Source organism: Brevibacterium sp. S111, assembly GCF_004745075.1.
GTDB lineage: Bacteria > Actinomycetota > Actinomycetes > Actinomycetales > Brevibacteriaceae > Brevibacterium.
In genome coordinates this window covers 33,566-56,720 of the sequence record NZ_RHFH01000004.1, presented here as the reverse complement: position 1 = coordinate 56,720, position 23,155 = coordinate 33,566, and the positions used below count along the sequence as shown (strand labels likewise).

The following is a 23,155-nucleotide window of genomic DNA, read 5'->3' as shown; positions in this document are numbered from 1 at the left end:
ATGCCAGAGGCAGCTCCAGGGCGTGTTCCTCCGGCAGGGACGGTTCACAGCTCGCCGACCGGCACCTGCTCATCGGCCAGGCGTTCGGCTGAGACCTCCTTGCCGATGAGAGCCCGCAGCTCATCACCGAAGTCCCAGATGTTGACATTCATCGCCGCCGAGACGCGGCCGTCGCGGAGCCAGAACACGATGAATTCTCCGCCGGCCCGGTCACCGCGGATGACGACTTCGTCATCGGCGCCGCCCCGACCCACGTATTCCATGCCGAGGTCGAACTGGTCGGTGTAGAAATACGGCTGCCAATCATAGGCCTTGGATCCGCCGGTGATCGTCGAGGCCGCGACCTCGGCCTGCCGCACCGCGTTGTCCCAGTGCTCGATCCGCAGTCGCTCTTCGCGGAGAACATTGTGCGCATTCGCGATGTCGCCGATGGCCAGGATGCTGCCGTCGGAGGTGCGCATGTGTTCGTCGACGATCACCCCGTCGTCGACCGTCAACCCCGCCGAGGCGGCCGGACCGGTGGCCGGATCCGCACCGATGCCGACGACAACGAGGTCGGCAGGGACGCTGCCCGCGCTCGTCTCGACGACTTCGACGGAATCGGAACCGGTGAAGGCGGTCGTCTCCGCCTCCTTGATGAACTTCACCCCGTTCTTCCGGTGCAGCTGTTCGAAGTGCTCACCGATCTCATGGCCGAGAACCGAAGACAGCGGGGGAGCGTCGGTGTGGAGGATGACGGTGACGTCGCAGCCCCGGGTCTTCGCCGCGGCCGCGACCTCGAGGCCGATCCACCCTCCGCCGATGACGGCGACTCTCTTGCCCTCGCCGAACTGGGAGCGGATGGCCACGGCATCGCCGGCGTCGCGGAGTGTGTGGATATTGCCGAGCTGGGTCCCCGGAACGTCGAGTGTGCGCGGTGTCGATCCAGTGGCGAGGATCGCCTGCCCGTACTTCAGTTCTTCACCGGAGTCCAGAGTCACCGTCTGTCCGGTGGGGTCGAGTGCGGCGACGGGGGAGCCGAAGAATGTCGACACATCATGTGCTGCGTACCAGTCGTCGCCGCGCAGTGCGGACTCGGCTGGGTCCGAGTTTTCGAGCATGACTTTCTTCGACAGGTCAGGACGGTAGTAGGGAGCGGCGGGATCGGCTCCTACCAGAGCGACGGACCCTGCGTATCCGGAGTCTCGCAGCGACTCGACGACGGTTCCTCCGCCGATGCCTGCGCCGATGACGACGGTTCCGAATTCCTCTGCCATAACACGTCCTTTCATAGAGGGGACCTGCTCACGACTGTACTCGTCTCACCGAGCAGTCTCCAGGGATCCGTGCCCAGGTGAGGCGGTGTTCGAACAAGACAGTCGTCGTTTTGATCTGCGGCGGGCAGGAGGCGTAAGCTGAAGAGCGCAAGGGGCTATAGCTCAGTTGGTAGAGCGCTTCGTTCGCAATGAAGAGGTCAGGGGTTCGAATCCCCTTAGCTCCACTCGTCGTCCCGACACCAGCCGCAGAGGTGGCCCATCAGTGAAGATCCAGACAGCGATCATGGCAGGGCTCCTCGGCACGGCGGGAATCATCCATTTCGCCCGGCCGAAGCCTTTCGACGCCATCGTTCCGCCCCGGCTGGGCAATCCGCGATTCTGGACCTATGCCAGCGGTGTCGCCGAACTCGGATGTGCCGGACTCCTGGCCGTTCCGTCTACGCGGCGCCTCGGCGGTGCCGCGTCCGCAGCGCTCATGATCGGTGTGTTCCCCGCCAACATCTACACCGTGGTCAAACATCGGGACGAGCCGAAAGCCCGCGCGATCGCACTCGCGCGCCTGCCGCTGCAGATCCCGTTGGTCTGGATGTCGAAGGGCATTGCAGCCGGCTCCTGAGCACTCCGTCTCAGCGCATATCGGCGGCGCTGACCGGTGCTCACCCTGGTGAAGGCATTGCGGCAGTGATGCGTCCGTGACATATTCTGGTTATGGAAGACATGGATGTCGCTGGTGCGGCTGTGCACGGTCTGCGGTTCTCGGCGGCCACTGCCGCCTTCCAGATCGAAGGCGCCAGATGCGAAGACGGTCGCGGACGATCGATCTGGGATGACTTCGTCGATAAACCCGGCGCGGTGATCGACGGCAGCAGCGCAGAACCGGGACCCGACAGCTATCACCGCAGTTCAGAGGACGTCGGACTGCTGGCCGGACTCGGCGTCGACCGATACAGATTCTCGATCTCCTGGCCTCGCATCATCCCCGACGGCGGGCCCCACACCGCGGTCAACCGACCCGGACTCGACTACTACGATCAACTCGTCGACGAACTGCTCGATGCCGGGATCACCCCGGAGCCGACCCTCTACCATTGGGATCTTCCCTCGCCCCTCGAAGCCGCAGGCGGGTGGCTCAACCGGGATACGGCCGACCGGTTCGGCGAGTATGTCACCGCCGTCGCCGATCGTCTCGATGATCGGGTCCGACATTGGTACACGATCAACGAACCCGCCTCGACCTCTCTGCAGGGCTATGCCCTCGGCGAACTCGCTCCCGGGCATACGATGCTCTTCGACGCCTTGCCGACGGTCCACCATCAGCTGCTCGCCCACGGACTCGCCGCAGCGATCCTGCGCGAACGCGGTGCAGTGCAGGCCGCGCCGACCATCAACCACAGCCTCATCCTCCCGGAGACTGACGCCGATGCCGACCTCGAGGCAGCCGGGATCCTCGATGTCATCATGAACCGGCTCTTCGCCGAACCGCTGCTGCTGGGCGCGTATCCCGATCTCGGCGCCTTCGGCGTCGACATGCCCATCCGGGACGGGGATATGGATGTGATCTCGGCGCACAACGAGATCTACGGATTCAACTATTACAATCCGATCACCGTCCGCGCCGCCTCCGCAGGTCCGCTGCCCTTCGACATGGTGCCCACGCCCGGGGCCCCGACCACGGGGTTCGGCCCGCAGTGGCCGATCCGGCCCGACACCATGCGCGACTTCCTCATCGATCTGCGCAACCGGTACGGTCAGGCGCTGCCGCCGATCGTCATCGCCGAGAACGGTGCCTCCTTCCCAGAACCGGACTCCGCTGCCGGGCAGATCGAGGATCGAGAGCGCATCGCCTATCTGCGTGACCACCTCGGCGCCGTCGCCGAGGCACGAGCCGCGGGAGTCCGGATCGACCAATACACCGTCTGGTCGCTGCTCGACAATTTCGAATGGGCCGACGGGTGGACCCAGCGCTTCGGCCTCGTCCATGTCGACATGCACACCGCCCGACGCAGTCCGAAAGCCTCCTACGACTGGTATCGCGAACTCATCGCTGCCGCTCGATCATGAGCTTCGGGATCGAGTCGAGTCCCGCCTCCGGTGATGGGACCGCGAAACGGGTCGGACCCGGGTGGATGGCATGGTTCACGCTGGCGTGGCTGGCGATCTGGACTGTGCAGCTCACCCCGGTCCAACTGCTCCTGCCGATGCAGCTCGATACTCAGAGTGGTCACTGGATCGACGGCGTCGTCTGGTCCGGACTCGTCCTCTCCGCCGGCGGGCTGGCCGGAATCGTCATCGCCCCGATCGCCGGTCGGTTCTCCGACCGCACGCGTTCTCGTCTCGGTCGCCGGCGACCGTGGGCGATCGGCGGTTCGCTGTGTGCCGCTCTCGGCCTCGTCCTCACCGGCGTCGCCGAGGGCCCGGTCAACGTCGGCGGCGCCTGGGTGATCACCTCTGTGGGCATTTCGACTGCGTCTGCGGCGCTGACGGCACTCATCGCCGATCAGCTCGACGCTCAACGGGGTGCAGCCTCGGCGGCGGCCAGCTCGGCCCAGGCCATCGGCATAGTCGTCGGCGTCGGCGCTGTCGTCCTGCTCGGCCTCGGTCTCGGCACAGCCTATGTCGTGCTCGCCGGCCTCATCGCCGTGATCGGGGTGGGCACGGCACTGCTGCTGCCCGATCCGCCGCCGCTGCACCCGGCAGTGCAGGCGCTGCATGAGCGGACATCGCTGACGCGGGCGCGGGTGTCCTCGCTCCTCGACCCGAACTTCACGAGACTGCTCGTCAGCCGCTTCATCGTCAATGTGGGCAATGCCTGCGGCACATCGCTGCTGCTGTTCTTCCTGCTCTACGGCATCGGGGTGCCGTCGGCGACGGCCGAGGACAAGCTGCTGGTGCTCATCGTCATCTACACGGTCTTCGTCGTCATCGCCTCGATCATCGTCGGGATGATCTCCGACCGCAGCGGGAACCGACGGCTGTGGACGGTGACGACCGCCCTGATCCAGGCTTCATCGGGCGTCATCATCCTCATCAGTCCGAGCTACCCGGTGACCGCGGTCGCGGCCGCCTTCATGGGGACCGGCTACGGCGCGTACATGGCCGTGAGCCTCGCATTCGCCACCGATCTGCTGCTCGATCCCGAGGACCACGCCCGCGATCTCAGCCTCGTCAACAGCGCAGCGAACCTCGGACAGCTGGTCGGACCCCTGCTGGGGGCAGGACTCGTGGCCCTCGTCGGGGGCTTCTGGCTGCTGTTCGCCTCAGCAGCTGTCGTCTCAGTCGTCGGCGCCCTGCTCACGCTCACCGTCCGCCCGAAGCAGTCGGTGCTCCGCGACCCCGCACCCGAATGAGGTCGGAGACCGGTTCAGGACTGCCCGAGCAGCTTTCCGCTCTTCGACACCTCGGGGTCCGTGCACGATGACCTGTCGAAGCAGCAGGGTCGACGCAGGCCCGACTCGAGCTTCGAGAGAGTGACTTCGACGCGGCGGGCCCGAGTGGCTGCGTTCTTCGTGGACTTCACCCAGCGCACCCACTCCCAATGGGCCATCGGGGTGAGTTCCTGCCAGACCTCGGCCAGCGCAGGAGCATCGGCGAGCGCCGATTGCATATCAGCGGGGACGACGACCTCGGGCCACCGGCTCTGCGGAGTCAGTGTCGCGGCGACCTCGTCACCGGGGGAGAGGCCGAGCCGGTTCCACAGTTCCTCGTCGAGGCCGATCCAATGACCGCGCAGGCCATCGGGCTCGACGACGGTGGAGAACTCGACTGCGTTGAGCGATCCCTGCACCGCGACCTGACCGCGTGAGGGAAGCTGCCCGCTGGCATCGGCGGGCAGACGCAGGATCGGGCGCTCGTTGAGCAGCTCGGCGACGGCTGTGAATGCGATCTCGGTGGTGGCTGTCGTGGTGGACATGGTCTCTCCTCTGCGGGCCTGGCCCCGTGAGTGCGGGACCGGTGTGAGCACCAGGATAACTCCGTCGAGACGCCGCGACTTCTCGAATCCTGATGACTGTGCACCTGATGTCTGCGGTCCACGGGGTCTCAGCCGATGTGGCGCCCTGACCAGTCCGGTTGGGACCGCTTCACCTCGTCGATGCGATCGAGGATCGTGTCCGGGAAGGCCACAGCACCTCCTGCCTGTTGGTCGACGTGAAGGGCGACGATCTCCTCGGTGGCCACCAGGCGCTGGTCCACGTGCATCTCGTACGCCAGGTGCAGCTTCTTCTCACCGGCACTGACCAGCTGGGGTGTCACGGTCAGCTGGGCGCCGAGAGCCACCTCGTCGAGGTATCGGATATGGGATTCGACGGTGTACAGCGAGGCGTTCGCCGTGTTTCGGTAGCCCGCGTCGAGCCCGAGCTCATCCATCACCTGATCGGTGGCGAAGCCGAAGACGAGGACATAGAACGCCTCAGACATATGCCCGTTGTAGTCGATCCACTCCGGTGCCACTTCCGTGGTGTAGCGCGCGAGGCAGGGGGAGGGCTCGGCGCTTCGAGCGCTCGATTCGGTTGCCGAACCGTTCGCCTCTGCCGTATCCGCTGCGGTGGCCGACCCGGTCCCTGAGGTGGGGTCAGTGCCGACGGTCTCGGTTCCGGCCGTCGACAGTTGGGCGGTGAGCCGGCGCAGAGCGATGATCCCGGCATCGCGGTGTGCGACGAGATCGGCGATGGTGCGCGGGCCGGCCTCGACTTCGCAGCCGGCCACGACATCGTCGCGCAGAGCCTGGCTGAGCTCCGGAGCGGTCAGCCGCGTCCACGGCGACTTCAGCGAGGGCCCGAAGTGATCGAGCATATGCGCCATTCCACCCTCACCTCCGGCCAGATGGAAGGTGAGCATCGGCCCCTGGAAAGGCCAGCGCAGCCCCGGCCCGTCGGTGATCGAGCGGTCGATCTGCTCGACCGTGGCCTCTCCCTGCTCGACCATGTGCAGTGCCTCCCGCCACTGGGCCTCCTGGAGGCGGTTGGCGATGAAGCCCGGCACCTCACGGTCCATCCGGATCACGGACTTGCCGATGCGAGTGTAGAAGTCGCCGGCCCAGTCGACGGTCGCCGGCGAACTCTGCTCGCCGCCGACGACCTCGACGAGTGGGATGAGATAGGGCGGATTGAACGGATGCCCGACGACGAGACGTTCGGGGTGGACCGCCTCGGTGGCCATTTCGGTCATGCTGTATCCCGAGGTCGACGATCCGATGACGATCTCCGGGGCACACACGGCATCGATCCGGGACAGCAGACCCCGTTTGAGGGACAGGTCCTCCGGCGCAGACTCCTGGACGAATCCGGTGCCCGCGACCGCCTCGGCGAGGTCGGTGTGAACCGACCAGGCATCACGGTCGGCGTCGGGGGCCATATCGAGTTCGGTCAGAGCCGGCCAGGCGGCGTCGAGGAGGCGGGTGAACTTCTCTGCGGCGTCGGGGGCGGGGTCCCAGATCTTCACCCGGAATCCCTGGGCAAGGAAGTAGGCGGCCCAACCGCCGCCGATGGTTCCGGCTCCGACGCAGGTGACGGTGTCGATCGACGCGAAGTCGGGGAAGGCAGGTGCGATGGAATCGTTCACAGATCGCCTCCGGTGATGGTCGGGGTCTGGACGCGCAGGTTGAGGATCTCGCGGGCTTCGTCCGGTGTGGCCACGGCCGCGCCGAGGCTGCTGATGATCTCGACGGCGCGGGAGGTGAGGTCGGCGTTCGTGGCTTTGACGCCCTTGGACAGGTAGAGGTTGTCTTCGAGCCCGACGCGGGCGTGACCGCCGGCGAGCACGGACTGGGCGACCCACGGCAGCTGGTTCGCGCCGATGGCGAAGGACGTGAACTGTGCGCCCTTGGGCAGCATATTCACCATCGCAGCGAGCAGACCGGGGTCCGCGGGGGCGCCGTAGGGGATGCCCATGCACAGCTGGTAGAGCGGCGGGGCGTCGATGAGGCCCTCTTCGACGAGCACATTGGAGAACCACAGGTTGCCGGTGTCGAAGATCTCAAGCTCGGGACGCACGCCGAGGGTCTGGATCCGCTTCGACCCCTCACGGAGCATGTCCGGAGTCGAGACGTAGATGTTCGAACCCTCGCCGAAGTTGAGAGTCCCGCAGTCGATCGTGCAGATCTCGGGCAGCAGCTCCTCGACGTGGGGGAGACGGTCGAGGGCGTTGATGAGGTCCGTGCCCGGCATCGTGGTCAGCGGGTCCTGCGGGTCGACGACGAGGTCGCCGCCCATCCCCGCAGTGAGGTTGATGACCGGGTCGACGTCGGAGGCGCGGATGCGGCGGACGACCTCACGGTAGTACGCGACCTCACGGGAACTCTGCTTCGTCTCGAGGTCGCGGACGTGGATGTGGACGATCGAGGCGCCGGCTCGGGCGGCGGCGATCGCGTCGTTCGCGATCTCTTCGGGGGTGACGGGAACGTGTTCGCTCTTGCCCGTGGTGTCTCCGGCTCCGGTGACGGCACAGGTGAGGATGACCTTGCGATTCATGATGACTCCTTCTTCGAATCGGTGCTTCTGTCGTGATCGGTGGTGTCGTTGGTGTGCATGATGGAACGGTCGAGGTAGGACCGCAGGCGCAGGGTGAAGGTCTCGGCATCCATCACCCCGGTGAGGACTTTGATGCCGAGCCCGTCGAGCAGCGAAGTGAGCTCATCGGCCATGGCACGGGCATCGCCGGGTCGGAAGCACCCGGTGCGCTGACCGTCTTCGAGCGTGGTCTGCACGGTTCGCGACCAGCGTTCGTAGCTGAGGGGATAGTCCTCCAGTGCTGCGTCTTCGAGAGCCAGACGCGCCCAGGTCTGCAGCCAGATCGACCACTCTCCGCGTTCGGTGCGGCCCAGCGGCGATTGCAGCGCAAGGAGACGTTCGAGCCGCAGAGAGGGATCGTCGATGTCGGCGAGCCAGGCGATCTGCCGGTCGAAGGCGAGCTTGACCGAATAGTCGAGAGCGGCGTCGAAGAGCTCTGCCTTGTTCGCGAAGTAGTAGTGGATGCTCGGAGTCGAGACCCCGGTCGCCTCGGCGATGTCGGCGATGCGCACGGCATCGAAGCCATGACGGCCGAACAGAGTCCACGCCGCCTCAGCGATCGTGCGCCTCGGGGTCGCTTCTTCGGGTGCGGCGGCTGCGTCGGTCGACGAGTTCGGCGGCAGGGCCGAGACCTGGGATTCGTCGCCGAGGATCCACCGCACGGTCACGCCCGTGGCGGTGGCCAGGCCGAGGAGCTCCTCGGCGGTGAATCGGCGGCGCCCCGCCAGGGCTTTGGACAGTTTCGTCTCGTCGATGCCGATCGCCTCGGCGACGCGTCGTTGAGACAGGCCGCTCCAGCCGATGGCTTCCCTCGCCCGAGCCGCTGTCACTTCGGGAGGCTGATCACCACTCATGGGGCGAACCTACCTCAGATCCGACAGTGATCGCAAGTAAAAATGACTGAAAATCAAAACTTGCGATCAGCCCGTGGTTCCACCCAAAATCCCGCGCATGACGTTAGTCTCATAGACGGTGGGAGACCCCCACCATCATCGAGCCCGACGAGGAGCCACCCATGACCGACAGTCTTCATTCCCGCATGCACGTCGTCTCCGACGAAACCCGCAACCTCGTGAATCTCGTCCTGGAATACTCCCGCCGTCGCACCTTGGCCGAGGACACTCCGCTCGACCACCCGACCTCGGAAGCCGAGCTGCGACGTCTGGCCGGTCCCACCGTCACCGAGGAGGGGCTCGGGTCGGCGCGGGCGCTGGCGATCTTCGAGCACATCTTCGCTCCCGCCTGCATCTCGACCGACCATCCGAAGTACCTGTCCTTCATCCCCAGCGCCCCGACGAAAGCGGCCGTTGCGTTCGACCTCGTCGTCTCCGCCAGCGCCCTCTACGGCGGATCATGGCTCGAAGGCGCCGGTGTCGTCCATGCGGAGAACGAAGTGCTGCGCTGGCTGGCCGGGGAGTTCGGTCTGCCCGAGACCGCCGGGGGAGTGTTCGTCCAGGGAGGGACCATCGGCAACCTCTCGGCCCTCGTGGCCGCACGCAATGCGCAGAAGGAGAAGCTGGGTGACAAGCGCCCCGGACGCTGGGTCATCGTGTGCAGTGCCGAAGCCCACTCGTCGATCGCCTCGGCGGCCGAGGTCATGGACGTCGATGTCGCCCCCGTGCCCACAGGTGAGGACGGGATCCTCCGGCCGGCAGGGGTGAAGGAGGCGCTGCAGGAGCACGGTGATGCCGTGATCGCGGTGGTGGCCACCTCGGGGACGACGAATTTCGGCACCATCGATGACATCGCCGGCATCGCGGCGCTCAAGGAGGAGTTCGACTTCTGGCTGCACATCGACGGCGCCTACGGACTGGCCGCGATGCTCTCACCGCAGGCACGGCACAAGTTCGCCGGCGTCGAGGAGGCCGATTCCCTCATCGTCGATCCCCACAAATGGCTCTTCGCTCCCTTCGATGCCTGCGCGCTGATCTACCGGGACCCGAACTCCGGCAGGCGAGCGCACACGCAGAAGGCGGAGTACCTCGACACGCTCACCGACGCCCAGGAGTGGAGCCCGTCGGATTTCGCCATCCAACTGACCAGACGACCTCGCGGACTGCCGCTGTGGTACTCCGTGGCCAGCTACGGGGTCGAGGCCTACAGAGAGGCGATCGGGCACTCGATCGATTTGGCGCGGCAGATCGCCACGGAGATCCGACGGCGGGAGAACCTGCGTCTGGTGCGCGAACCCGAACTCTCCGTCGTCGTCTTCGAACGCGATGGGTGGCAGCGTGGGGACTACGATGCGTGGTCGGATCGACTGCTCGAGGACCAGCGGGCGTTCGTCGTGCCCAGCTCCCATGCGGGGCGTCCGAACGCCCGGTTCGCGATCGTCAACCCGCTCACCACATTCGAGGACCTTGTCGACATCCTCGACACCATGGAGTGAACCGAGGCGGGCGGTTCTCGTCCCCTCCGGCGCAGGCCGGGATCAGCGCCTCTTCAGGAGTCAGCGCCTCTTCTGGGCTTCAGCGCTTCTGTCGGGGGCGGAGTTCGACGGTGAAGGTCGGCAGCAGCGCCTGGGTGATCGGGCCGATCCCCACCGCATAGAGAACGGTGCCGATGCCGACGACTCCGCCCAGCGGCCAGCCGATCGCGACGACAGTGACTTCGATGAGGGTGCGCACGAGCCGGATCGACCGTCCGGTGACTCGGGCGAGTCCGGTCATCAGTCCATCACGCGGACCGGGGCCGAACTGGGAGCCGATGTACATCGCCGAGGCGAGCCCGTTGAGGGCGACACCTGCGAGCATGAGCGGAATCTGCCACCCGAGGTGATCGGGTTCGGGCAGGAACAGTTGGGTCAGGTCGAGCGCGGGCCCGATGAGCAGTGCATTGAGGACCGTGCCGATGCCCGGCTGCTGTCGCAGCGGGATCCAGATGAGGAGCACGACGAAGGAGAGCAGGGTGACGACGGTGCCGAAGGTCACCGGCACATGTCGGAGGATGCCGGCATTGAGAACGTCCCACGGCATCATGCCCAGACCCGCATTGACCATCATCGCCATGGAGGCCCCGAACAGGTAGAGGCCGATGAGCAGCTGGGGGATGCGTCGCCACAGCCGGCCCCCGCGCAGCTGTTCGATGGGGCCGACATTGGCCAGCTGGCGTTTCGGCGTGGGTGTCGATGTCATTCGGCGGCTTTCTCATTCCTCAAGAGTCTCCCTCGTGACCCATTGTGGCCGAGATCCTCCGTGCGTGCACCGTCTGTCCGCCGGAATCGTGGACGCAGGCGTATCAGCATGCGCCGTGAGCCGGTGGCTGCTGCGCCGCCTGCCTATCATGAGGACATGGGAGACAACAGCGGACTCAGCCATGACGAACAGTATTCGACGGCCGTGAGCGTCGAGGACTTCCGGTCCAATATCGCCGAGGTCGAGCAGCGGATCGCTGCGGCCGCGAAGCGGGCGGGCCGGGATCGATACGAGATCGAACTGCTGCCGGTGAGCAAGACCGTGCCGCAGGAGCGCATCCGGGCCGCTGCAGCGGCCGGCTGCCACAAGCTCGGTGAGAACAAGGTCCAGGAAGCCCACCGGAAGTCCGAGGAGATGGCCGATCTCGACATCGACTGGGCGGTCATCGGGCACCTGCAGTCGAACAAAGCGAAGTTCGTCGCCCAGTTCGCCGCCGAATTCCAGGCCCTTGACCGCATCAAGGTCGCTCGTGCCCTCGATCGTCGGCTGCAGAGCGAGGGCCGCAGCCTCGACGTCTACGTCCAGGTCAACACCTCTGCGGAGGATTCGAAGTTCGGGATGCCCCCGGAGGAGCTGAGCGGGTTCCTCAGGCAGCTGCGCGAATTCGACACTCTCAAGGTGCAGGGACTGATGACATTGGCGATATTCTCCTCAGACGTCGAACGCGTCCGCCCCTGTTTCCAGATGCTGCGCGAGCTGCGTGACCGCGCGCGGGACACCGATCCCGAGCTCATCGGGCCGGGGCATCTGTCGATGGGCATGTCCGGGGACTTCGAGGTCGCCATCGAAGAGGGCGCGAACTGTGTGCGAGTCGGCCAGGCGATCTTCGGCAGGCGTTCCGTTCCCGATTCCCACTACTGGCCGGAGAACGGCTGAGAGCCGCGACCGGTTTGTCGACATCGGTCCAGGCCGTCTGGTGGGTGGGTGGACTCGCCCTCGGTGTTCTGCTCGGGGCGGGACTTCCCGCTCTCGGCCACGCCGCCGGGTGGGCGGTGACACCGTGTCTCATCGTGCTTCTCTTCCTCACCTTCCTCGAACTTCCGTTCGAAAGGGCGGCGAAAGCCTTCGAGGATGTCCGGTTCCTGGCAACCGTGGCGGTCCTCAACTTCCTCGTCGTCCCGGTCCTCGTGGCCGGTTTCGTCGCTGTCTTCGACATCGACGAGCCCATGCTGCTGGCCACGCTCGTCGTCCTGCTGTGTCCGTGCATCGACTACGTCATCGTCTTCACTCGCGCCGCCGGCGGTGCGTACGAGCATCTCCTCGTGCTCACCCCGGTGCTCACGGTCGCTCAGCTCCTCCTCCTGCCCGTGAGCCTGTGGGCCATCACCGGCGGTGATCTGAGCGCCGACCTGCCGGTGCGCGCACTGGTCTCGGCGCTGTTTCTGTTCATCCTCGTCCCTCTCACCGCAGCGATCATCGTCCGTTCGATCTCGCGACGCGCACTGCGCGTGAAACGACTCGTGAAGGCCTCCTCGTCGCTGATGACCCCGGTGATGACTCTGACGCTTCTGGTCATCACCGCCTCATCGACACCGCTGATCGTCGGCGCGATCGCTCAGCTGACCACCGTGGCCATCGCCTTCGCAGTCTTCGCACTCGTCATCGGTGCTCTCGCATGGGCCGTGACTCGTGCGTTGGGCTTCGGGGCCCGACAGGCGCGTTCGGTCGTGCTGTCGGCGGTGACGAGGAACTCACTCGTCATGCTCCCGATCGTGCGAGCGGCCACCGGCGACGGCATCGGACCGGCGACTGTGGTCACGCAGACTCTCATCGAACTGCTGTTCCTCCTCCTGCTCGTCCGCGTGCTGCCGAGGCTCATCCCCGACACTGCCATGTCTGAAATCCGCTAGTATTTGTCACCTGCGGCGACCAGAATGGGAGCATGCTCACCACCGATCAGTGCTATCAGGCGGTCACTTCCCGTGACAGACGCTTCGACGGCATGTTCTTCACCGCGGTGCACACCACCGGGATCTTCTGCCGACCGTCGTGCCCGGCCAGAACCCCGAGACGGGAGAATGTCGACTTCTTCATCAGCGCCGCGGCCGCCGCCGAAGCGGGCTTTCGCGCCTGCAAACGGTGTCGACCCGATGCCAGCCCGAATTCCCCCGAATGGGACACACGCGGTGATGTCGTCGCCCGGGCCGTGCGCCTCATCCGCGAAGGCATCATCGACTGCGGGGGAGTCGAGGCCCTGGCCGCGGAACTCGGCTACAGTTCCCGACAGCTGTCTCGCCTCATGCACGAGGAGCTCGGCGCCGGACCGCTGGCGCTGGCCCGGACCGAACGGGTGCGCACGGCCAGGACCCTCATCGAAGCCACGGCGCTGCCGATGAGCGAGATCGCCTTCGCCGCGGGATTCGCCAGCATCCGTCAGTTCAACGACACCTTCCGAGACATGTATTCGATCAGCCCGCGAGAGCTGCGCACCACAGGATCTGACCGTGCCGTCGCCGACCAGCTGGTCCTCCGCCTCGCCTACCGTCCGCCCTTCGACTTCGAGTACCTCCTGGCCTACCACTCCGTGCGTGCCGTGCCGGGAATCGAGACCGTTGCCGACGGCGCCTACTCCCGATCCATGCGCCTGGCACACGGCCCGGCGGTCATCACGCTGAGACAGGCAGCCGGAGACTTCGTCGAGTGTCGACTGCGACTGGCGGACACCCGTGATCTCGGCAGTGCCGTGGCCAGGGCCAGGCGGATCCTCGATCTCGATGCGGATCCCGTGGCGGTCGCCCAGACTCTGCGCGCGGCAGGACTCGGAACTCTCATCGACCGGCATCCGGGGATGCGTTCGCCCGGACACTGCGATTCCGTCGAACTGGCCGTGCGCACGGTCCTCGGCCAGCAGATCTCTTTGGCCGCGGCACGCACTCATCTTCAGCGGCTCGTCGCAGGGGCGGGGGAGCCCCTTCCCGAGGAGCTGCGGACCGACTGTGTCGATCGACTCTTCCCCACAGCCGAGGCGATTGCCGCGGTCCCCGCCGACGACTGGGCGCTTCCGGCCTCGCGCATCCGCACGATCCACGCCCTCGCGACAGCCCTGGCCGAGGGGCGCCTCGACCTCGGCGCCGGCAGCGATCGGGAAGCGGCGAGCCGGGATCTGCTCGCCCTGCCGGGGATCGGACCGTGGAGCAACGGGTACATCCGGATGCGCGCACTCGGAGATCCCGATGTCTTCCTCGGCTCCGACCTCGGAGTGAAGAAGTCCGTGGCCGAGCTCACCGAATCGGCTCCGGCAGGCGATTGGGCGGACGTCGTCGCCGCCTGCAGCCCATGGCGCTCCTACCTCACTCATCTCCTGTGGGCAGGACACGCCCAGGCGCAACACTGACATCGCAGACGACCGGATCGAAATGACAGACGACGAGACCGACTCGACTCGCCCACCATCCTTGAAGAAGGGACGAGAGACCATGACTTCTCAACACACGATTCAGCAGCAGACCACGACCAAGTCGACGACGACCACCGGGCCGGACCAGACAGCCTCGATCAGCGGTCCACTCGAGCTGCCGATCGCCTCGGTGCCGGTGTATTCGACGGTGCTCGACTCGGAGCTCGGACCGATGCTGGCCACCTCGGACGGCATCCACCTCACGGGCGTCTACCTCGATGTCTCCGAAGCGACCATCCAGCGCCTGTGCAAAGCCTTCGGAGTCGAGCCGACTCCGAACGACGAACTCGAGATCTTCACCCGCACGGCCACCCAGCTGGGGGAGTACTTCGCCGGCGAGCGGACACAGTTCGACCTGATGCTGGCCGCTCGGGGCACCGAATTCCAACGCTCGGTGTGGCAGGCACTGACCGAGATCCCCTACGGCCGGACCGTCGGGTACGGGCAGCTGGCAGCGATGCTGGGCAGACCGAGCGCGGCCCGGGCGGTCGGCGCGGCGAACGGGAAGAATCCCATCAGCATCATCGTGCCGTGCCACCGTGTGATCGGTGCCGATGGTTCACTCACCGGCTACGCCTGGGGCGAGGTGAAGAAGCGACACCTTCTCACCCTAGAAACCCCCACCTAATTGCTACCTGGCGGGGTCCCAGCCACCTGGCGCCAAGTTGCTGGGACCCCGCCAGGTAGCAATTAGGTGGGGACGACAAAGGGCCGAGACCCTTTCGGATCTCGGCCCTTCTGCGGTGGAGGTAAGGGGATTCGAACCCCTGACCTTCTCCATGCCATGGAGACGCGCTACCAACTGCGCCATACCCCCGCTTGCCTGAACAATATTACCCAGATGTGGGTGTCAGGCCAAATCGAGAGAAGGTGACGCTGCCCACACTCCGGTGCAGGCGGCTCGAGTCCGGTGGGCTCGAGCCGCCTGCTCTCAGATGTAGGGCTTGACCTGGCTGAGGTAGCGAACGATGTCACGCTCGCGCAGTTCGCGGATTCGTTGGTCGCGAGCGTGCGCCTTGAGACGTGCGGCCTGTTTGCGAGCGGACCTCTCTGCACGAGTCTCAGCGGTGACGGCTGGACGACGTGCCCAGCGGATGAGTTTCATCCCAGTGCTCAGTGCCCAGCGGCGCGGATAGGTGGACGGAAATGCGGTCGACACAATTCTTCCTCTGTGATTTCAGACAGGGATATCTGCAAAAAGGCAGGAGGTATCCCGAAATGGCGATCAATGAATGCATTCGCAAAAGGCGTCGCTGATCGGGTCACGCTAATCGAGCTGCGCTATTCGCAATGAATGCGATGAATGCGGACTGTTCGGTCGCAAGGGGGACGTGTTCCAGGATTCCGATTGAGCATGCTCACGACCGCAGAGCAATCGTGAGCCCACGACGGTCTTGGACGAAATACGGCCAGGGTCGTCAAGCGGCAGCGAAGGCCAGGCGTGGGAATACTGAAACGGCGGCGGGCAGATCATGTGGATCTGCGAACAGGCCGTAGTGGCTCAATGCCGGATTCCAGGCAACCGGTCGGCTCAGTGAGCGCCGGTGGTCAGAAGCCAACCGGTGGCAAAGACGCGAAAGACGGCTGGGGTCAGCCGACGAGTCCTTGTCCGCCAATCGGGCAGGCAGCATTGACAAATCCATGCCGTCGAAGTCCGGGGCCTGCGATTGTTGTCATCATCATCGAAACTGCGCTCCTCTCATTGGTCGTGGATCTCGCGTGAACTGCGTCAGCGTTCACAATGGTCAGTGTGCAATCAAGGTTTTGTCTGCGAATCCGTAATTGCACTGTCGAATTTATCACAGCAGTGAATGCCTGTGGAAGTTTTGTTCATTATTTTCTCCGACAATTTTTCATTCGGAAATCGGTGACGGCGGATTTCGAAGTCGATGCTGTCGAACCCGGCGACGTAGAATCGAACCAGACGTGCATCCGCATCCGTGCATCACGCATCTTCAAGGGAGTTGAGAATGTCAGAGACCGCCACCAAGAGACGGCTCGTCGTCGGCTACATCGCAACGGATCGGGGCCGAGATGCCATCGCTCTCGCCATCTCGATCGCCCGGTCGATCGACATCGAACTGGTCGTCACCATCGTGCGACCGGAGTCCTCGACGATCATGGCCGGCAGTGCAGTGCCGCAGGACGGCGCCGGCATCGTCGCACAGCAGATCGACGACTGGCTCGACGAAGCCATGTCACTCATCCCTGACGACGTCTCAGCCAAGGGCGTCATCCGCGTCGCCTCGAATGAGTCGAAGGGCCTCATGGAGGTCGCCGAAGCCGAGGAAGCTCTGGGCATCGTCATCGGTGCCCGGGCGGCCACCCTGATGCGACAGCTGCGGATCGGCACAGTCGCCTCCGCGCTGCTGCATTCCTCGACCGTGCCGGTCGTCCTCGCTCCGCCGGAGAAGTCAGATATCGGCCCGATCTCCCGGGTCACCGCGCTCTTCGGTGCCCGCCCCGGCGCTTCGTCCCTCATCGGTGCCGCTGTCCAATCGGCGAGCAGCCTCAACGTGGACCTGCGCCTGCTCTCGCTCATCGCAGACGACGGGCTGGTTGACGATGAAGTCGCCGAGGTGGCGGAATTCGCCGAACAGTACGGGGGAGCGGTCCTCGCCGAACGTGCCTCGGAGATGTTCGAGGCGGGGCGGGCGACGGTGAAGGCCCGTGCCGGTGCCGATATCGAGGAGGCCGCCGAGGGCATCGAATGGCTCCCCGGAGAGCTCGCGTTCATCGGTTCGAGCCGACTCGGGCACGGCGGCAGAGTCGCGATCGGTGCACGCGCCCGACGCCTGCTGCGAGTCCTGCCGGTCCCGGTGGTCGTCGTGCCACGGGGAGCAGTCAGCCCGGTCCGACCGCATTGAGACTGCGCGAGTCCCGGCGTCTGAGCCTCAACGCTGACGGCCACGAGACGGCAGCGTGGATCTACGGCGGGGACGAACAGGAACGACCGCTGCTGATGATCCACGGGTTCCGCGGGGACCACCACGGCATGGATCTCATCGCCGGAGAGATCCGAGACCGGCCGGTCATCGTCCCCGACCTGCCGGGGTTCGGTGAGACCCTGCCGCTGGAGAACGGGTTGGGGCTGCAGTCGTACGTCGACTTCCTGTCCGCACTCGTCGCCGAGGTGGTCCGCACCGGTGGACGGGCGCCCATCGTGCTCGGGCACTCCTTCGGGTCGATCCTCGTCAGTCACCTGGCCGCTCAGCAGCCTGAAGCGACACCGGAACTCATCCTCATCAACCCGATCACGACCCCGGCGCTCGAAGGATCGGCACGGTTCGCCACCGCGCTGACCAGGGCCTATTACCGCCTCGGTGCGAAACTGCCGCAGCGGGCCGGGCGGGCGCTGCTGTCCAGTCCGGTCATCGTACGAGTGATGAGCGAAGTCATGGCCACCACGGACGATCCGGGGCTGCGCTCTTATATCCATGATCAGCACGCAAAGTACTTCTCGGCCTTCTCCGACCGCGCCTCACTGGCCGAAGCCTTTGACACCTCGGTGTCCCACACCGTCACCGAGGTGGCCGATGCGCTGACGATGCCGACGCTCGTCATCGCCGGAGACAGCGACGCGATCGCCCCCATCGACGCCACCCGATCCTTCGCCGCGGACCTGCGGGACCCGAGCTTCGTCGAACTGGTCGGGGTCGGTCACCTCGTGCATTACGAGCGCTCGGAAGCGGCCGCCTCGGCGATTGCGGATTTCGTGCGCAGCCGCGCATGAGTCTGACGGCCATCTGCGGAGGGAAGCGCCGGACGGCTCGCGAGACCTCAGCCCGCCCGAGACACAGAAGAAGGGCCGCTGCGTGCGTACGCAACGGCCCCTTTCGGGTGTCAGTCGGAGATCAGGGGCGTGGGTCGCGCACCCAGTGATAGACCATCGGAATGATGAAGGCGAAGCTCGACGCCAGCAGACCGCCCCAGAAGACCCAGAATTCGGTGCCCTCAGGGGCAGAGAAGGCCGCACCGAAGAGGTAGAGGCCGAACAGGAAGACAGCGAACGAGATGACGAAGACGATGACATCGGCAAACGATGCTGAGTTGCGGGTTCGCTTCGGGGCGGCAATATTGGACATGGTCTCCTCCGGCAAAGTTTCTGGTGGTCAAGCTGACGCTTGGCTCCAGTCTACATCGCGTAGAGAACTTTGCTCATCTCCGTTCGCGTTCGGCGCTTCGGTCCGGGACCAACCAGCCCAAGAGAGCCGAGACGATCGAGACGATGATCGCGGCGAAGATGGCGGAGAAGAAGAACGAATCGATGGTGAACACGAAGGGTGTGAATCCGGAGAGCCAACTCGTCAGCGCCAGAATGAGCGCATTGATCACGATCGAGAAGAGTCCGAGGGTCAGACAGGTGATCGGGGCGGAGACGAAGCTGAGGATCGGTTTGATGAAGGCGTTGGCCAGTCCGAAGATGAGTCCGATGACGAGATAGGAGATGATCATGGCCGGGATCGTCCCGGTCTGTTCCTCGACGAGGCGGTTCCCTGTGATCGTCACTCCCGGCAGAATCCAGGCCGCCACCCAGATCGCGCAAGCGTTGACGATGACGCGAGAGAAGAAATTCATAATCGTCATCCTGTCAGACCGATCTGCGTTCTTTCTGAGTCGCGGATGGGAAAGACGTCTGTGCCGTGGTGATGCAGTTCAAACGCTGAGATCGGCGATCTGCTCGAATCGGAAGTCGAAACCCAGTAGCCTGAAGGCCGGGCCCTCTGGTCCGCAGACCTCAGTGCATCTACCGAGTGATTTGATCCAGGTCACCACGGCGGCACGGCCTCTCGGCCAGCCGAGAGGAGAAACTGGATTGGTATGACTCACAGCAATACACCGGCACCTGCTCCCGAACAGTCCGCGCCGACCCTGTTCTCGGTGGTCGGGCGCAGCTATTTCCCGATCGCCTTCGTCGCGCGGATGCCGTTCGCGATGATCGTCGTCGGCGTTCTCACCCTCGTCGTCGCCGGCCGCGGATCGCTCAGCCTCGGCGGCATCAATTCGGCCATGGTCGGTCTGGGCACCGCGCTGTTCGGATCCTTCATCGGTGCGGCGGGCGACCGATGGGGACAGCGCTACGTCCTGCTCGTCGTCGGCTTCCTCAACTGCATCGCGCTGACATTCATGGCTTGGGTCGTGTTCAGTCCCTTGCCCGACGTCGTCGTCTTCATCGCGGCCTTCGCGATCGGCGCGACCTCGCCGCAGGTGGCGCCCATGTCTCGCTCACGCGTCGTCGACATCATCATGACGGCGCTGCCGCTCTCACGCCGGCCGAAGGTGCTCAACGGCACCATGGCGTACGAATCCGCTGCCGACGAGATCATCTTCGTCTTCGGCCCCTTCCTCGTCGGCCTCCTCGCCACCCTGTTCGATCCGGTCGCTCCCATCATCGGGGCGATCGTGATGACGCTCGTGTTCGTCTCCGCCTTCGCCCTGCACCCGACGGGCCGGGCCCGGTCGTCTGCGATGAGCTCGGAGGCGGCGAAGCGTGCTCCGGCGAAGGACATGTTCACTGCGGGAGTCTTCGTCGTCGTGCTCGGTGTCTTCGGTGTCGGGATGGTGTTCGGGTCGACTCTCACGGCGCTGACAGCGCTGACCAACGACATCGGACGCCCGGAAGAAGCCGGGCTCGTCTACGGAGTGCTGGGAATCGGTTCGGCGATCCTCGCGATCTCGGTGGCGGCCTTCCCGACCTCATTCGCCCTCTGGGCCAGGCTGCTGTGCTTCGCTCCGATCCTGCTCACCGGTTCGGTCGTGCTCGCCTCGACCGAGTCGATGCCGATCATCGTCCTCGCGCTGCTGCTCATGGGCTCGGCGATCGGGCCGAGCCTCGTCACGCTGTTCAGCCTCGCCGCCGAGCGTGCACCGCGGGGACGGTCGGCTACCGTGATGTCCATGGCCGGGTCGGCGATCATCGTCGGCCAGTCGGTCGCCTCGGCGATCAACGGCATCCTCGCCGAGGAGCAGGGCACCGCGACGGCGATGGCTGTGCCCGTGGCCGCCTCGGCGATCGTCCTCCTCGCCGGGACACTCAATCTCGCTATCCGTCTCAGGGCTCGGCGCAAGGGCTCTGGGTCCGGACGCAGGGTCGTCTTCGACGGTGAGAACGAGACCTGAGTCACTCGTCCTTTCCGCTTTTTGGGACGCTGTGTCCCAGTGTCTGCCAGGTGTGACCGGTGGTTCGGCGGAGAGTAATATGACCGCTGGTCCACCGTGAAACGCACCACGGAACGTGGCGTCTCACACCACTACGGAAAGCACACAATGTCTTCAACCACCTCGTCGACCGAGGTCGTCCGCAGCGATACCCGCTTCTTCGGACACCCCCTGCCGCTCATGCAGCTGTTCAGCCTGGAACTGTGGGAACGGTTCTCCTACTACGGTATGAACGGCATCCTCGCCATCTACCTCTACTTCACTGTCACAGAGGGCGGACTCGGCCTGGACAAGGGCACAGCGGTCGGCATCGTCGGCGCCTACGGCGGTGCGGTCTTCCTCGCTACGATCCTCGGTGCCTGGATCGCCGATCGTCTGGCCGGAGCCGAGAAGGTCCTCTTCTACTCGGCGATCATCATCATGACCGGGCACATCTGCCTTGCGCTCATTCCCGGGTTCGGGGGAGTCGCACTGGGACTCATCCTCGTGGCCCTGGGCTCCGGTGGACTCAAGGCCAATGCCTCAGCGCTGGTCGGTGAGCTCTACGAAGAGAAGGACCCCAAACGCGACGCCGGGTTCACCATCTTCTACATGGGCGTGAACATCGGTGCGATGCTCGGACCCCTGCTCACGGGCATTCTGCAGAAACAGATCGGCTTCCACTACGGATTCGGTGCCGCCGCAGTCGGCATGGCGCTGGGTCTGATCATCTACGTCACCGGTCGGAAGAACCTTCCTCCCGAGTCCCGGGTCGCGGTCAACCCGCTGCCGAAGTCGAAGCTCTACCTCTTCATCAGCGCCGTCGTGGCCGTCGTCATCGTCGCAGTCGTGCTGTGGACGACCGGTCTGGTCAACGCCGAGAACATCGACTGGTGGATCGCCGGCATCTCCGCCGGAGCGGCCGCCTGCTACGTCATCGTCATGTACACCTCGCCGCAGACGAATCCTGATGAGCGGTCCCGCGTCATCGCATTCATCCCGTTCTTCCTCACCAGCGTGATCTTCTGGTCGATGTACCAGCAGATCTTCGGTGTGCTCACCGTCTACTCGGACACCCAGCTCAACCGGTCGATCTTCGGTTGGGAGATGCCGATCAACTGGATCCAGCTGATTCCCGCACTCTTCGTCATCATCTTCGCCCCGCTGTTCGCGATCATGTGGACGAAGCTCGGACCGAAGCAGATCTCGACCCCGGTCAAGGCCGGACTCTCGCTGGTGTTCATCGGAGTCGGCTTCCTCATGTTCCTGCCCTACGCCGAGGCCGGACCCAATGAGACTCCTCTGCTGTGGGTTGCGCTGACGCTGGCGGTGTTCGTCTTCGGTGAACTGCTCATCTCGCCGGTGGGCATGTCGTTCTCGACGAAGGTGGCGCCGAAGGTGTTCCAGTCGCAGATGATCGCCGTGTTCTTCCTCTCCTCCGGTGTGGGTACGGCGCTGTCGGGTGTGCTCGGCGGATACTTCTCGGTTGACAACCAGACCCCGTACTGGCTGTCGATCGGCGGCGCCTCGATCGTGCTCGGTCTGCTGGCCCTGACCCTGACCAAGCCGATGCTCAAGCTGCTGCGCGGCATCCGCTGACAATTGTCCGATTCGAAGGCTCCTCGCGCCGCTGGGTGCGAGGGGCCTTCGGCGTTCCCGGGGGTCATCAGTCACCGGGTGCAGCACAACCGCGTGGTCCTGCAGGGGGTTGTCACGCGAACGGTGATGGATGCCGTGGCCCCGGGGCTCACACTCCGATGAAGATCGGCAGCGCCTGCGGATGGTGGGCGTGGACGATCGTGAGGAAGACGAGAGCGTCGAAGAGCAGATGCACCGTCACGGTGTAGGGCAGTGACTTCGTGCGGGTGAAGATGAATGCCTGAACGAGGGCGAAGGGGATCGTGAGCAGCGGTCCGATCGACCGGTAGCCGAGCTCCCAGAGAAACGAGACGAAGATGATCGTGGTGAAGACGTTCGCCGTCCAGAACGAGAAATGCTTGCGCAGCAGTGCGAAGACCGTGCAGATGAAGAACAGCTCATCCCAGATGCCGACGGCGTTGACACCGAAGAACAGCCGCAGAATCTCCGACCAGCCATCAAGCGGCGGCCAGTTGAGGTAGACGCCGGTGCGCATGAAGTACTGCGGCAGCACCGTCCAGGCCACCACGACGACGAAGGCCAGCCACGCCCACTCGAACCGCGACCACGGTCGGCCGCGACGCCTGGGGAACTGGATCGTCCGATCATCGAAGACATACCGGGTCACGAGCCACGGCCCGACGACGACAGCGGAGAGGACGACACCCATCCGCGCGATGTTCGTCCACGAGATGTCGGCCTCGACGGAGATCGCGGAGATCAGCGCGAGACAGGCGGTGATGATGCTGTGATCACGGGCAAAACGGCGGTTCGCCGACCACGCGATGACGACTCCCGCCACCATCGGCACATAACCGAACGCTCGGACCTGCGGAAAGGTGGTGCCCAGCCCGAAGAGCACGACCGCGGCGAGCGCGAGAAGCGCGGTCGCAGCCGCCTCCCAGCTGAGGAGGCCACGGCGTGCGGTCTCGACGGAATCTGCATGCTCGGTGTCCACGGTCCACACTGTAGACGAAACCGCAGACGAACCTGCCCCGATCTCATCCGACCACTGTCGACGAGTCG

The 23,155-nt window shown here is 65.1% G+C and carries 22 protein-coding genes and 2 tRNA genes; 13 read left to right on the top strand and 11 right to left on the bottom strand.

The genetic code is table 11. The features are described from left to right. Nucleotides 1-44 precede the first annotated feature (44 nt). Complete coding sequence (locus tag EB836_RS05970) at nt 45-1,256, bottom strand: FAD-dependent oxidoreductase (protein ID WP_135538520.1); 1,212 nt, start codon at nt 1,254-1,256, stop codon at nt 45-47. A 151-nt stretch (nt 1,257-1,407) separates the two neighbouring features. On the opposite strand from EB836_RS05970, the gene EB836_RS05965 reads away from it, so the two are divergent. The 4 genes from EB836_RS05965 to EB836_RS05950 all read left to right on the top strand — a co-directional run bounded on the left by EB836_RS05965 (nt 1,408) and on the right by EB836_RS05950 (nt 4,603). Beyond that, nucleotides 1,408-1,480: transfer RNA gene (locus EB836_RS05965), tRNA-Ala, on the top strand. Between the two features lie 38 nt (nt 1,481-1,518). Next, on the top strand, nt 1,519-1,872 hold the full coding sequence (locus EB836_RS05960) for a MauE/DoxX family redox-associated membrane protein (protein ID WP_135538518.1): 354 nt from the start codon (nt 1,519-1,521) through the stop codon (nt 1,870-1,872). A 92-nt stretch (nt 1,873-1,964) separates the two neighbouring features. After that, nucleotides 1,965-3,317 (top strand): family 1 glycosylhydrolase, encoded by a 1,353-nt coding sequence (locus tag EB836_RS05955; protein ID WP_205683316.1) that lies wholly within the window; start codon nt 1,965-1,967, stop codon nt 3,315-3,317. Next, on the top strand, nt 3,314-4,603 hold the full coding sequence (locus EB836_RS05950; protein WP_240689650.1) for an MFS transporter: 1,290 nt from the start codon (nt 3,314-3,316) through the stop codon (nt 4,601-4,603). Before EB836_RS05955 ends, EB836_RS05950 begins: the two co-directional genes overlap by 4 nt. A 14-nt stretch (nt 4,604-4,617) precedes the next feature. Here the strand turns inward: EB836_RS05950 and EB836_RS05945 are convergent, their stop codons facing one another. The 4 genes from EB836_RS05945 to EB836_RS05930 all read right to left on the bottom strand — a co-directional run bounded on the left by EB836_RS05945 (nt 4,618) and on the right by EB836_RS05930 (nt 8,616). Beyond that, nucleotides 4,618-5,166: a YdeI/OmpD-associated family protein gene (locus tag EB836_RS05945; protein WP_135538517.1), complete on the bottom strand. Its 549-nt coding sequence runs from the start codon at nt 5,164-5,166 to the stop codon at nt 4,618-4,620. A 128-nt stretch (nt 5,167-5,294) separates the two neighbouring features. After that, complete coding sequence (locus EB836_RS05940; protein ID WP_135538515.1) at nt 5,295-6,815, bottom strand: 3-hydroxyacyl-CoA dehydrogenase NAD-binding domain-containing protein; 1,521 nt, start codon at nt 6,813-6,815, stop codon at nt 5,295-5,297. Then, nucleotides 6,812-7,723: a 3-keto-5-aminohexanoate cleavage protein gene (locus tag EB836_RS05935; RefSeq protein ID WP_135538513.1), complete on the bottom strand. Its 912-nt coding sequence runs from the start codon at nt 7,721-7,723 to the stop codon at nt 6,812-6,814. The genes EB836_RS05940 and EB836_RS05935 overlap by 4 nt, the downstream gene beginning before the upstream one ends. Continuing rightward, on the bottom strand, nt 7,720-8,616 hold the full coding sequence (locus tag EB836_RS05930) for a TetR family transcriptional regulator (RefSeq protein ID WP_135538511.1): 897 nt from the start codon (nt 8,614-8,616) through the stop codon (nt 7,720-7,722). Before EB836_RS05930 ends, EB836_RS05935 begins: the two co-directional genes overlap by 4 nt. Nucleotides 8,617-8,777: 161 nt before the next feature. On the opposite strand from EB836_RS05930, the gene EB836_RS05925 reads away from it, so the two are divergent. Continuing rightward, nucleotides 8,778-10,151, top strand: coding sequence for an aminotransferase class V-fold PLP-dependent enzyme (locus EB836_RS05925; RefSeq protein WP_135538509.1), 1,374 nt, complete (start codon nt 8,778-8,780; stop codon nt 10,149-10,151). A gap of 79 nt (nt 10,152-10,230) precedes the next feature. Here EB836_RS05925 and EB836_RS05920 read toward each other — a convergent pair whose 3' ends face one another. Continuing rightward, entirely contained in the window at nt 10,231-10,896 is a 666-nt protein-coding gene (locus EB836_RS05920; protein ID WP_135538507.1) for a hypothetical protein, read from the bottom strand. Between the two features lie 156 nt (nt 10,897-11,052). Between EB836_RS05920 and EB836_RS05915 the strand changes: the two genes are divergently transcribed. The 4 genes from EB836_RS05915 to EB836_RS05900 all read left to right on the top strand — a co-directional run bounded on the left by EB836_RS05915 (nt 11,053) and on the right by EB836_RS05900 (nt 14,981). Further along, a complete protein-coding gene (locus EB836_RS05915) occupies nt 11,053-11,832 on the top strand; it encodes a YggS family pyridoxal phosphate-dependent enzyme (protein WP_135538505.1) in 780 nt (259 codons plus the stop codon). A gap of 14 nt (nt 11,833-11,846) precedes the next feature. Beyond that, nucleotides 11,847-12,806, top strand: a complete 960-nt coding sequence (locus tag EB836_RS05910) for an arsenic resistance protein (protein ID WP_167854368.1) — start codon at nt 11,847-11,849, stop codon at nt 12,804-12,806. Nucleotides 12,807-12,838: 32 nt separating this feature from the next. Next, nucleotides 12,839-14,290 carry an AlkA N-terminal domain-containing protein gene (locus EB836_RS05905; protein WP_135538501.1) on the top strand — a complete coding sequence of 484 codons (1,452 nt, stop codon included), beginning with the start codon at nt 12,839-12,841 and terminating at the stop codon, nt 14,288-14,290. Nucleotides 14,291-14,372: 82 nt separating this feature from the next. Continuing rightward, nucleotides 14,373-14,981, top strand: a complete 609-nt coding sequence (locus EB836_RS05900; protein ID WP_240689648.1) for a methylated-DNA--[protein]-cysteine S-methyltransferase — start codon at nt 14,373-14,375, stop codon at nt 14,979-14,981. A 116-nt stretch (nt 14,982-15,097) separates the two neighbouring features. On the opposite strand, the gene EB836_RS05895 is transcribed toward EB836_RS05900, so the two are convergent. Next, nucleotides 15,098-15,170 (bottom strand) — tRNA-Ala (locus EB836_RS05895). A gap of 114 nt (nt 15,171-15,284) precedes the next feature. Further along, entirely contained in the window at nt 15,285-15,512 is a 228-nt protein-coding gene (locus EB836_RS05890) for a hypothetical protein (RefSeq protein WP_135538499.1), read from the bottom strand. An 811-nt stretch (nt 15,513-16,323) separates the two neighbouring features. Here EB836_RS05890 and EB836_RS05885 point away from each other — a divergent pair. Next, complete coding sequence (locus tag EB836_RS05885) at nt 16,324-17,220, top strand: universal stress protein (protein ID WP_135538497.1); 897 nt, start codon at nt 16,324-16,326, stop codon at nt 17,218-17,220. Further along, nucleotides 17,217-18,086: an alpha/beta hydrolase gene (locus tag EB836_RS05880; protein ID WP_240689646.1), complete on the top strand. Its 870-nt coding sequence runs from the start codon at nt 17,217-17,219 to the stop codon at nt 18,084-18,086. Before EB836_RS05885 ends, EB836_RS05880 begins: the two co-directional genes overlap by 4 nt. 121 nt (nt 18,087-18,207) lie before the next feature. On the opposite strand, the gene EB836_RS05875 is transcribed toward EB836_RS05880, so the two are convergent. Beyond that, entirely contained in the window at nt 18,208-18,438 is a 231-nt protein-coding gene (locus EB836_RS05875) for a hypothetical protein (RefSeq protein WP_135538495.1), read from the bottom strand. 73 nt (nt 18,439-18,511) lie between these two features. Then, on the bottom strand, nt 18,512-18,931 hold the full coding sequence (locus tag EB836_RS05870) for a phage holin family protein (RefSeq protein WP_135538493.1): 420 nt from the start codon (nt 18,929-18,931) through the stop codon (nt 18,512-18,514). A 243-nt stretch (nt 18,932-19,174) separates the two neighbouring features. Between EB836_RS05870 and EB836_RS05865 the strand changes: the two genes are divergently transcribed. Both EB836_RS05865 and EB836_RS05860 read left to right on the top strand, forming a co-directional pair. Then, nucleotides 19,175-20,473 carry an MFS transporter gene (locus EB836_RS05865; RefSeq protein WP_135538491.1) on the top strand — a complete coding sequence of 433 codons (1,299 nt, stop codon included), beginning with the start codon at nt 19,175-19,177 and terminating at the stop codon, nt 20,471-20,473. A 147-nt stretch (nt 20,474-20,620) separates the two neighbouring features. Then, complete coding sequence (locus EB836_RS05860; protein WP_135538489.1) at nt 20,621-22,090, top strand: oligopeptide:H+ symporter; 1,470 nt, start codon at nt 20,621-20,623, stop codon at nt 22,088-22,090. A 148-nt stretch (nt 22,091-22,238) separates the two neighbouring features. Here the strand turns inward: EB836_RS05860 and EB836_RS05855 are convergent, their stop codons facing one another. After that, entirely contained in the window at nt 22,239-23,087 is an 849-nt protein-coding gene (locus EB836_RS05855; RefSeq protein WP_240689644.1) for a CPBP family intramembrane metalloprotease, read from the bottom strand. Nucleotides 23,088-23,155: the final 68 nt, after the last annotated feature.